Source organism: Candidatus Methylomirabilota bacterium (assembly GCA_035709005.1).
In the GTDB taxonomy this organism is placed as follows: domain Bacteria; phylum Methylomirabilota; class Methylomirabilia; order Rokubacteriales; family CSP1-6; genus 40CM-4-69-5.
In genome coordinates, this window is record DASTFB010000023.1 from 64,019 (window position 1) to 74,330 (window position 10,312).

12 protein-coding genes are annotated in these 10,312 nt (G+C 68.9%); 5 read left to right on the forward strand and 7 right to left on the reverse strand.

Annotated features, from left to right (window positions below; translation table 11 throughout):
• The 6 genes from VFR64_04040 to VFR64_04065 all read right to left on the reverse strand — a co-directional run bounded on the left by VFR64_04040 (window position 1) and on the right by VFR64_04065 (window position 4,296).
• Window positions 1–549 carry a 2-oxoacid:acceptor oxidoreductase family protein gene (locus tag VFR64_04040; protein ID HET9488918.1) on the reverse strand — a complete coding sequence of 183 codons (549 nt, stop codon included), beginning with the start codon at window positions 547–549 and terminating at the stop codon, window positions 1–3.
• Window positions 549–1,391 carry a thiamine pyrophosphate-dependent enzyme gene (locus VFR64_04045; GenBank protein ID HET9488919.1) on the reverse strand — a complete coding sequence of 281 codons (843 nt, stop codon included), beginning with the start codon at window positions 1,389–1,391 and terminating at the stop codon, window positions 549–551. The genes VFR64_04040 and VFR64_04045 overlap by 1 nt, the downstream gene beginning before the upstream one ends.
• Window positions 1,391–2,614: a 2-oxoglutarate ferredoxin oxidoreductase subunit alpha gene (locus VFR64_04050; protein ID HET9488920.1), complete on the reverse strand. Its 1,224-nt coding sequence runs from the start codon at window positions 2,612–2,614 to the stop codon at window positions 1,391–1,393. Before VFR64_04050 ends, VFR64_04045 begins: the two co-directional genes overlap by 1 nt.
• Complete coding sequence (locus tag VFR64_04055) at window positions 2,614–2,880, reverse strand: 4Fe-4S dicluster domain-containing protein (GenBank protein ID HET9488921.1); 267 nt, start codon at window positions 2,878–2,880, stop codon at window positions 2,614–2,616. Before VFR64_04055 ends, VFR64_04050 begins: the two co-directional genes overlap by 1 nt.
• Window positions 2,861–3,553, reverse strand: coding sequence for a GntR family transcriptional regulator (locus tag VFR64_04060; GenBank protein HET9488922.1), 693 nt, complete (start codon window positions 3,551–3,553; stop codon window positions 2,861–2,863). Before VFR64_04060 ends, VFR64_04055 begins: the two co-directional genes overlap by 20 nt.
• Before the next feature lie 155 nt (window positions 3,554–3,708).
• Complete coding sequence (locus VFR64_04065) at window positions 3,709–4,296, reverse strand: hypothetical protein (protein ID HET9488923.1); 588 nt, start codon at window positions 4,294–4,296, stop codon at window positions 3,709–3,711.
• Window positions 4,297–4,401: 105 nt separating this feature from the next.
• Here VFR64_04065 and VFR64_04070 point away from each other — a divergent pair, with 105 nt between their 5' ends.
• Together VFR64_04070 and VFR64_04075 are read left to right on the forward strand one after the other, a co-directional pair.
• Window positions 4,402–6,012: an AMP-binding protein gene (locus tag VFR64_04070; protein ID HET9488924.1), complete on the forward strand. Its 1,611-nt coding sequence runs from the start codon at window positions 4,402–4,404 to the stop codon at window positions 6,010–6,012.
• A 62-nt stretch (window positions 6,013–6,074) separates the two neighbouring features.
• Window positions 6,075–6,932 (forward strand): DUF1207 domain-containing protein, encoded by an 858-nt coding sequence (locus tag VFR64_04075; GenBank protein ID HET9488925.1) that lies wholly within the window; start codon window positions 6,075–6,077, stop codon window positions 6,930–6,932.
• Between the two features lie 17 nt (window positions 6,933–6,949).
• Here VFR64_04075 and VFR64_04080 read toward each other — a convergent pair whose 3' ends face one another.
• A complete protein-coding gene (locus VFR64_04080; GenBank protein HET9488926.1) occupies window positions 6,950–7,924 on the reverse strand; it encodes a hypothetical protein in 975 nt (324 codons plus the stop codon).
• Window positions 7,925–7,995: 71 nt separating this feature from the next.
• On the opposite strand from VFR64_04080, the gene VFR64_04085 reads away from it, so the two are divergent.
• From VFR64_04085 to VFR64_04095, 3 genes are all read left to right on the forward strand, one after another.
• The gene (locus VFR64_04085) at window positions 7,996–8,481 is read left to right on the forward strand and encodes a CinA family protein (GenBank protein ID HET9488927.1); all 486 of its coding nucleotides are present in this window, start codon (window positions 7,996–7,998) and stop codon (window positions 8,479–8,481) included.
• 61 nt (window positions 8,482–8,542) lie between these two features.
• Window positions 8,543–9,040, forward strand: a complete 498-nt coding sequence (locus tag VFR64_04090) for a hypothetical protein (protein HET9488928.1) — start codon at window positions 8,543–8,545, stop codon at window positions 9,038–9,040.
• 95 nt (window positions 9,041–9,135) lie between these two features.
• On the forward strand, window positions 9,136–9,903 hold the full coding sequence (locus VFR64_04095) for an SDR family NAD(P)-dependent oxidoreductase (GenBank protein HET9488929.1): 768 nt from the start codon (window positions 9,136–9,138) through the stop codon (window positions 9,901–9,903).
• Window positions 9,904–10,312: the final 409 nt, after the last annotated feature.

A 10,312-nucleotide genomic window follows, 5' to 3' on the forward strand; every position in this document is an offset into this window, starting at 1 on the left:
TCAGGCCGGGGTCAGGGTGGGCAACGTGTGGCCGACCTCGAGGGCGGCCAGGTTCTGCTCGTGAAAGCGCGGAATGATCTCCAGCATGGCCCGCTTCATCGCCTCGTAGTCCATGCCGCTCAAACGCGTCAGCGCGCCGAGCATGATCATGTTGGCGAACAGCTCCTTGCCGAATCGCTCCTTGGAGAGCTGCGTGGCGGGCACGGCCACGTGGCGCTCGGGCGCGTCGGTCCGGACCGCGGTGACCATCTCCGGATCGTAGAGAACCTTGCCGCGGCACAGCTCGTAGAACTTCCGGTAGGCGGGCGCCGAGAAGGCGACGAACACGTCGGCGTTCTCGACCACCGGGCTGTCGACTTCCCCCGGCGCGATCACGAGCTGGGCCCGCACGTATCCCCCGCGCGTCTCCGTGCCGTGGCTCTTGAGCATGGTGACGCGGTGGCCCTGCTTGATGGCGCACAGGCCGATGATCTGTCCCATCCGGATAACGCCCTGGCCACCGAAGCCGGAGATCAGGATCTCGGTGCGGGCCTTGCCGTCGATGGCCATCAGGCCCTGGCCGCCATCTTGTCGGCCAGGTCGGACTGGACCCGGGCGTTCATCTCGCGCAGGAGCCGGGTGAACTCCGGCCGGCTGTTGGAGGCATCGTGCTTGATGCCGGTCTCCCACGTGAAGTCGGTCTCGCTGCCGTCGGCCTTGCGCCCCTGGGTGTGCTCGTAGATCCACTCCAGATTCTTGAGCGTGTCGCGGGTCCCCAGGGCGTACGCGCCGAAGTTCTCGTTGCACGGGAAGCGGACGTGGATGAAGGAGAAGCCGTCGTTCTGCAGCGCCTTCTTGACAACCTTGACCGTCTGGTGCCACTGGGTGGCGGTGGTCTCGGCCACGAAGGTCGCCCCGGCCGCTTTGACGACGTCGCAGGGGTCGAACGAGGGCTCGACCATCCCGTAGGGGCTGGAGTTGGTGACGTAGCCGGCCGGCGTCGTCGGCGAGAACTGGCCGCCGGTGGACTCGTAGCCCATGTTGTCCTCGCAGATCACGGTGACCCCCAGGTTGCGCCGGGCGGCATGGATCAGGTGCGAGGTGCCGATGGACGCCGCGTCACCGTCCCCCACGACGACCAGGATGCGGCGCTCGGGTTGCGCCAGCTTGATCCCGGTGGCCACGGCCAGAGCCCGGCCGTGGGTGGCGCCGAAGTTGTCGCCGCCCCAGGTGGCGAAGGTCTGCCGGCCGACGCAGCCGATGCCCGTGCCGAAGACGACGTCTTCCTGCTTGAGCCCGAGCTCGTCGATCGCCTGGAGCAGCCAGTTCTCGATCATCCCGATGCCGCAGCCGTGACAGGCCTTGGTGGGGATCTGACTCGGCCTGAGATATTTCTTCGCCAGGGGATTCATCAGCGGACCTCCGTCCAGATGTAGGGCAGCTCGGGGATACGTCCGGTCCGGGCCACGCCGTCCAGGGCCGCCAGCACCTCGCCCACCGTGTGCAGCTCGGCGCTCTTGCCCATGAAGTGTACCTTGCGCGAGTCGGGCGCCGCCCGCATGACCTCGCGGACCAGCTGGCCGTCGTAGTTCAGCTCGCAGACCACGTAATGGCGGTCCACGGCGAAGAGGTCGTCGAGGAAGGGCCACAGCGTGATGGGACGCACGAAGCCGGCCCGCAGCCCGCGAGCCCGGGCCTCCAGCACGGCCGTCTTCACCGTGCGGGCGTCGGCGCCGTAGGCCACCGCCACCACGTCGGCATCGTCCATGCCCACCGTCTCGTAACGGGTGAGCTCGCTCCGGTGGTGGCGGATCTTGTTGACGAGGCGGTGGGTCTGCGCCCACTGCGCCTCCATCTCCTCGATGTCGTAGCCTTCCTCGGTGTGGGTGTACGCCGACACGCACACGCCGGTGCCGCGCCCGATGATGTTGGGCGGGACGTCGATGGCGTCGCTGCCAACCGGGAAGAACGGCATCGTGAGGTTCGTCCGGCGCGGAACGACGAAATCCAGGCCGGCGTAGTCGTCGGGGATGAAGAGATCCTCCCACATGTCGGACACGACCTGGTCGGTGAGGATCGTGACCGGCGTGGCGAAGCGCTCGGACAGGTTGAAGGCGTCGATGGTCAGCCAGAATGCCTCCTGCACGGAGGAGGGCGAAAGCACGATCGTCTCGAAGTTGCCGCCGTGGGAGGCGTAGCGGGCGATATAGAACTCGCCCTGGCCCGGCGCGCCGGTGATGCCGCTGATCGGCCCCACCCGCATGGCATCGACGACGACCAGGGGGATCTCGTTGGTGATGGACCAGCCGTAGGCGTCGTGCATCAGGGTGTAGCCGGGCCCTGAGGTCGCCGTCATGGCCTTGAGCCCGCCCAGGCTGGCCCCCGCGCACATGTGCATGCCGGCCAGCTCGTCCTCGGCCTGCATGTAGTAGCCACCCACCTGGGGCAGACGCTTGGACATGTACTCGGCGATGTCCGTCGCCGGCGTGATCGGGTAGCCGGCGAAGACCCGACAACCGGCGGCGATGGCGCCTTCGGTGAGCGCGAACGTGCCCGCCTCCAGCAGGCGGCGTCCCTTCGTCACGCGACGCTCCCACTCGACCCACGGGGCGACCAGCTCGGAGGGGGGCGGCATCAAGCGGCTCCTGTTTTCATGGTGACGGCGATGCAGAAATCGGGGCAGATCTGGTAGCAGAGCATGCACCCGACGCAGTTCTCCTCGTGGGCCACGATCATGGGGAACCAGCCGAGCTTGTTCGCCGTCGCGCGCCAGGCGAAGACATCGACGGGGCAGATCTGCAGGCAGAACCCGCACGCCTTGCACATGTCCTCGGCCACCAGGACGTCCCACCGTCCCGCCGGCCCCCGGGGCGCCTTCTTCTCAGCCTTGAACAGCGCCATCGGCGCCTCGCTGACCGGCCATGGCGGCGAGCACGATCGCCCTGGCGCTGGTGATGTGCGACCGCGCCAGGCGCTCGGCCCGGGCCGCGTCGCGCGCGGCGATCGCCGCGCAGATGGCCTCGTGCTCGCGATAGGCGTCCTCCAGCCGCCGCGGCGTCTTGAGCAGGAGCGGGTGGAAGCGCTGGATGCTCAGGCGTACGACCGCCGACAGGGCCTGCAGCCTGGCATTGTCGCTGGCCTGGAAGATCCGGTCGTGGAACGCCACGTGCGCCACGAACCAGCGGTTCTCATCCTGGCGCTCCAGGCATTGCCGCATCCGCTCCAGCGCCCGTTCGAGCCCCGCCAGCGCCGCCGGGCTCGCGCGGCCGGCGGCCAGCCGAGCGGCCAGCCCATCGAGCACCTCGCGCAGGTCGTAGAGCTCGGCGGCCTCATGGAGGTCGAGCACGGTCACCCGCACGCCGCTCCCGGGCAGGAGCTGAACCAGACCCTCGTGCTGCAGGCGCCCCAGCGCCTGGCGGATCGGCGTCCGGCTGATGCCCAGCCGGTCCGCCAGGTCGGTCTGGCGCAGACGCGCCCCTTCCGGAAAGCGTCCGTTCAGGATGGCGTCGCGCAGAGCACTCGTGGCCTCATCCACGAGGCGCTGGCGCTTGAGCGGCTCCACGAGGCGGGTCATGACCACTCGGGTGGATTCTGGATCCAGAATCCACCCGAGTCAAGGACCCGCCGTCAGACTAGCGGCCGATGCCGACGAGGAACAGGATGAGGATCAAGCTCAGCGGCACTCCCAGCAACCACATCAAGATGTAAAGCATTGATTTCGTCTCCCTTTTATGCCACGCGCCGGGGTCGTTCTGGCGACCCCTCGGCCTGTCGCTGACGGTAATAGCTGAGCGACATGGGCTCGCCCGACCCCATCCAGCCGCCGAGCGCGCTTCCCACGAGGCCCAGTAGCATTGCGACCGCCGTCGCGACCGCAGTGTTGCGGAACGCAGCCGCGGCGGCCGGGTCCGAAAACGCGGCTGAGCCCGCCAGACCGCCATACCAGCCGCCGAAGTAGCCACCCGCGCCCAAGGCTCCGACCAACATCAAGAACGGCACCGTCACCAGCCAGGCGATGGCGCCATGCAGCATCGCCGGCTCGGAACGCGCAAACCCGGCGATCTTCGCCGCGACCCACCCTCCGACCACATAGGCGAAGAAGGCGCCCGCGATGCTGAAGATCACGCTGGCCCACCCGACCGTGCGCCATTCGAAGGGCGCCTGGGCGACCTGATGGGCGCCGAAGGCATAGCCGAGCAGGCCGACCATGAGACCGACCGCCAGCGCGGAGAGCGCGCCTACCAGCACCGCGCTCCAGGCGACCGGCCAGGCCTGGTGACGGCCTTCAACGACGACGAACGTCTCGTCAACCATCATGAGGGTCTCCCTCCCGGGTCCGCTGCAGTGCAGGCCCGATGCCAACGGCGTCGCGAGCCGCGCGGCCATTTGCCGGAGACGCCGAGACGGTGTAGTTCCTACGCCATGGCCCTGACGGTATTCCAGGCGTTCACTGAGACGGCCCGGGCCTCCCCCGGCAACGCGTTCTTGTGCGCGCCGCCGGCGCCGGGGCGCGCCTACCACCCGGAGGGGATCGAGCTGACGTACGACCAGACCCGCCAGGCCTCGCTCGAGCTGCGCGACGCGTACGCTGCCGCCGGGTATGGCCACGGACACCGAGTTGCCCTGCTGCTCGAGAATCGGCCGGAATTCTTCTTCCACTACCTGGCGCTCAACGGGCTGGGCGCCTCCATCGTGCCCATCAGCCCCGATTACCGGCACGACGAGATGCTCTATCAGATGGAACATTCCGAGGCCGACCTGGCCGTCGTGAGCGCGGGCCGGGCGCGGGACCTCGAAGCCGTGGCGGCCGCTCTCGCCAGGCCGCTGCCCGTCGTGAACGCCGAGCACCTGCCGTCCTCGCTGCCGAGGCCGGGACCGCCGCCGCGATCAGGCGAGCCCGGGCTGGACTCGGAAACCAGCCTGCTGTACACGTCGGGCACCACCGGGCGGCCGAAGGCCTGCATCCTCACCAACCTCTATTACCTGAATGCCGGTGCCTGGTACCGCGATCTGGGAGGACTCGTCCGCCTGGAGTACGGCCGCGAGCGCATCCTGAACCCGCTGCCGCTGTTCCACATGAACGCCCAGGCGATCACCGCCACCGCGGCGATCCTCACCGCCAACTGCCTGGCTCAGCCCGAGCGCTTCAGCCCGAGCCGCTGGTGGAAGGATGTCGTCAACGCCCGGGCGACCGTCATCCATTACCTGGGCGTCATGCCACCGCTACTGCTGAACCAGCCCGAGACGCCCGAGGAGCGCGCCCATCAGGTGAAATTCGGCCTGGGGGCCGGCGTGGAGCCGGAGCTGCACGCCCGCTTCGAGCAGCGCTTCGGCTTTCCCCTCGTCGAGGTCTGGGGCATGACCGAGACGGGACGGATCTACGCCGATTGCCGTGAGCCGCGGCAGATCACCTCCCGCGCGTTCGGGCGCCCGTTCGGTGGCCTGGAGGCCCGAGTGGTGGACGACAAGGACCAGGAGGTGGCGCCGGGCGGCGACGGCGAGCTTCTGGTGCGCTGGGGCGGCCCGGCGGGGCCTCGTCACGGCTTCTTCGCGGGCTACCTCAAGAACGCCGAGGCCACGGAGGAGGCCTGGCGGGGCGGGTGGTTTCACACCGGCGACGTCGTGCGGCAGGCGCCCGACGGTATGCTCTACTTCGTCGATCGGAAGAAGAACATCATTCGGCGCTCGGGTGAGAACATCGCCGCCGCCGAGGTGGAGGCGTGCCTGCAGGCCCACGGCGCCGTGGCCCAGGTCGCGGTGCTGGCCGTGCCGGACGAGGTTCGCGAGGAAGAGGTGATGGCCTGCGTCGTGCCCATGCCGGGTCGCGCGCCCGGCCGCGAGCTGGGCGAGCAGCTCCAGGGCTGGTGCCTGGAGCGCCTCGCCTACTTCAAGGCGCCCGGCTGGGTCCTCTTCGTCGACCGCCTGCCCACGACAGGGACGCAGAAGGTCCAAAAAACGCAAATCTTTCCCAAAGGGGAGGATCCTCGACGCCGGTCCGGCGCGCTGGATCTGAGAGAGACGAAGCGACGCTGACCGTCCGACACGTGGCGCGGCGGCGCTGGCACGCCGCATGCGTGTCCCGCGCCGAGGTGCTCATGACACGCTGCCTGCCACTCCTGCTCCTGGCTCTGGCGCTGGCTCCCGGAGCGGCTCTGGCCGCCGACGCGGTGGTGGAGGAGCGCCGCCGGGATCTGGGATTCATGCCAGGCGGCGAGCTGTTCACCGCGTTGATCGCCGATCCGCGCTGGCCCCACTTCTCCGCCGCCTACCACTACTACCTGGAGGATCCCGACTTCAAGAACATCGCCGCCGTGTCCTTCGGTGAGAGCTTCGCGCTCTACCGGGATCGGCTCGGCGAGAGCCTGTGGGAGCTCGGCTTCCAGGGGGGGGTCTTCGCGGTGCTCGATCTCGACGCCCCGTCGTTCGACCTCATCAACAGCGACTACTTCGCGGCGGCCACGGTCGCGTACCGCTACCGGGACTTCTCGCTGCTCGCCCGTCTCTTCCACCAGTCGAGCCACCTCGGCGACGAGTTCCTGCTGCGCCAGACACGCCCCGAGCGCATCAACCTCTCCTACGAGGGCGTCGACGCCAAGCTCTCCTATGAATTTCTGAACGGGGCGCTGCGCGTGTATGGCGGCGGCGGCTCGCTGGTCAATCGCACGCCCGAGGACCTGGACCCCCTGTTCACCCAGGTCGGCCTCGAGGTGCGGAGCCCGTGGCCCGGGCCTGCCGCACGTTGGCGTCCTGTCGCGGCGGTGGACATTCAGAACCGCGAGGAGAACGACTGGGAGGCGGACTATTCGGTCCGCGCCGGCGTGGAGTTCTCCGGCATCCTGGAGCCGCGGAATCTGCAAGTGCTCATCGAATATTTCACCGGACACTCTCCGAACGGCCAGTTCTACCGGAACCGGGTGGACTACGTGGGCCTGGGCTTGCACTTCCACTTCTGAGGGAACAGGCGAGGACCTCACCAGGGCGTCACCGCGATTCGCGTCTCCTTGCTCTCGGCGTACGGCTCGGCGGACAGGAGATAGAAAGCGGTCGCGGTCAGGGAGACTCCGTAGGGCGACGGGACCTTAGCCGTCTTGATCTCGAACGCCACCTCGGAGGCCCCGCCCGGGAACACGATGTCCGCCGGGACTTCCGCCATGCTGGGATCGCTGCTGGCGAGCCGGTGCTTGATGCCGCAGCCGGGGGGTAGCGCGGGGCCGGCCAGCTGGATGACGCCCTGCACGGTGGTCCCCCCGCGCACCCGGGCCGGCACCTTGACCTCCTTCAGCCACGGCTTGGTCACGCGAAGAGCGCTGCTGGCGCTGGTCACGGCGTAGGAGGCGCGGATCTCGAACGTCTCCTCCCAGCTCGGAAAGGTCTCGATCTGGAAGGTCGCGCGCTGGGCCCCGGCGGGGACCCGCACCGTCGCCGGCACTTTGGGTGGCGGCGAGCAGGGAGGCGCCGCGGGGCCCGTCACCGCGAGCTGCACCGCGATCCCGTCGGCCGGAGCCGGGGCGCTGAGCAGGACCGTCCCCACCGATGGGGCCCCACCGACGACGTTCGGGGGATCGAAGATCACGGACGTGACTCCCGAGGGCAGGAAGGTCAGCGTCCCCATCCCGGAGGCGTAGAGCCGGCCGATGCTGGTGGCCACGATCTGGACGCGCGTAGGCTTCTCGATCCATGCCGCTCCGACGGTGAAGGTGGCTTCGTTGGACCCGGCCGGAATGACGATCCGCTGAGGCACGACGGCGGCAGGCGTGCTGCTCGACAGCGACACGGTGAGGCCGCCGTCCGGCGCTGGCTCGCTGATCGTCACCCTCCCGGTCGCGCTGCTGCCCCCGGGAACGCTCACCGGGTTGAAGCTGAGCGACATGATGGCCGCCCCCGCTGGGTGCGCCCCCTGCAGGAGGGACATCAAGGCGACGAGGGCCACGCCGACCTTCCTCACATCTCCACCTCCACGACGGCTGATCTCCACGACCGCGGTGTGCGATTATAGCCGGCCCAAGGAGACAACACATGAATGACCTGGCGACCATGGCGTCGGCCCTCGGCGCGCTACTCAAGGAACGCAAGCAGACCATAGGCGTCGCCGAATCGTCGACCGGCGGGCTGATCTCGGCTGCCCTGCTCGCCGTGCCCGGCGCCTCCGCCTATTTCCTGGGGGGCGGAGTCATCTACACCCAGGCGGCGCGGCGGGGGCTGCTCCAGCTGCCGGACGCCGCGCTCCACGGCATGCGAGCGAGCACGGAAGCGTACGCGCTCCTCAAGGCCCGCACGATTCGTCAGCTGCTCGGCGCTACCTGGGGGCTCGCCGAGACGGGCGCCAGCGGCCCCACCGGCAACCGGTACGGCGACCCGGCCGGTCACACCTGCATCGCGGTGGCCGGCCCCGTCGAGCAGGCGATCACGCTGGAGACCGGTCACGGGGACCGTGACCGGAACATGTGGGCCTTCGCGGGGGCCGCGCTCGATCTGCTCGAGCGCTCACTGCGGAAAATGTAGCCGCCCGTTGGCAGGTCCTTTGCTCCTCTCTCAGGTGACTGCCGAAAGGGAGGACTACAAAATGTACAAACCATTCGCGATGGTCCTGGCGGCGCTGGTGTTCACAGTCACGACGGCCACGGCGCAGACGACGACCATCGACGCGAGCGGTCGGGTCGTGCGCGTGGACCCCAATGCCCAGGTCATCATCCTGGACAACAACCAGGCGTTTCGGGTCGGCCCGAACACCGTGCTGCTGGTCGACAACCGGCCGGTGAGGTTCAGCTCGCTACAGCCCGGACAGGCCGTCGTCGTCCGATCGGGCGAAGCCGTGACGATCGCGCCGTCGGGCAGCGCGACGCCACAGACTGCGGGCAGCACGGTCGTCGTGGCGCCGGGGACCAACCAGCCACTGCCTTCCCAGACGATCTACGGCAGGGTGTCCGACATCGAGACCGGCGAGATCAAAGTCGAGACCGACGCGGACACCTTCAAGCTGAAGGTGCCGCGCGAGGTGGCGGCCCAGCTTCGCGAGGGCGATAGCGTCCGCCTCGACGTGTCGTTCCAGCCTGCTCGCTGACCCCCTCACTGACGCGCTCCCCTCGGGCGTTCCGCGCCCGAGGGGAGCCTGCCGCCCCCATGGTATCTTTCCGCCACCAGGAGGGGCCTTCCGACATGGGTAAGACCACGTTCGACTTCTCGGGACAGGTGGCGGTGATCACCGGCGGCGCACGCGGCATCGGCAAGGGCTCGGCGGAGGCCTTCGCGCAGGCCGGAGCCCAGGTCTGGCTCGTGGACATCGACGAAAAGGAAGGCGAGGCCGTGGCCAAGACGCTCCGCAGCCGCGGGGGCCAGGCATCGTTCGTCGCCTGTGACGTGACGAACGCCGGCCAGGTGCGGGCCGCCTTCCAGCGCATCGTGGCCGAGGCGGGACGGCTCGACATCCTGGTGAACAGCGCCGGCGGATTCTGGAAACAGCTCTCGGTCGAAGAGACTCCGGAAGAGGAATGGGACAGGGTGGTCGACCTCAACCTCAAGAGCATCTTCCTGACCGCGCAGGCCGCCATTCCCGCGTTCAAGCGCCAGGGCAGCGGGCGCATCATCAGTATCGGCTCGATGGCCGGGGTCAGTGCGCTGCAGCCCTCGTCGCCGCCCTATTCGGCCGCCAAGGCCGGCGTGCACTCCCTCACCCGCGTGCTGGCCTTCGAGCTGGGCAAACACGGCGTGACCGCGAACGCCCTGGCTCCCGGCACGACGGCCACCGAGCGCGTGGTCGCCGTCCGAAACAAGGAGCAACGGGACATGATCGGCAAGGGCACGCTGATCGGCCGCATCGCCGAGGTCTCGGACATGGTCGGCTGGGTCCTCTTCCTGGCCACACCCGAGGCCGGCTACCTCACGGGCCAGACCATCGCGGTCAACGGCGGCCGCTTCATGGCGTAGGACGGGGGCGCCGGCCGGCCGCGCGGTGTCTGATTCAGTAGACGTTTCGGGCGACCGCCGCAACGTCACCCATGTTCCCGGTCCGATCTGTTACCTATGTCGCCAGGCCGGACCCGCGTTTTTGCTTGACAGATTTGTGTGGGCGCTCCTGCCGCGCATTGGCAGCGTCACGCAGAGTCGAATCTGCGCCTCGCAAGGGCGCAACGCAGAGCTCGACCGCCTCGGCGACGAGATCGCCGACTTGGCAGCCCACCTGGACGCCGCCACTGCCCGCCTGCTCGATCTGATCCGCGAATTCGACGCCCGTGGCGGCTGGGGCAACGGGTTCACGTCCTGCGCCCACTGGTTGACCTGGCGGGTCGGCCTCGCTCCCGGCGCCGCCCGCGAGCACGTGCGCGTCGCCCGCGCT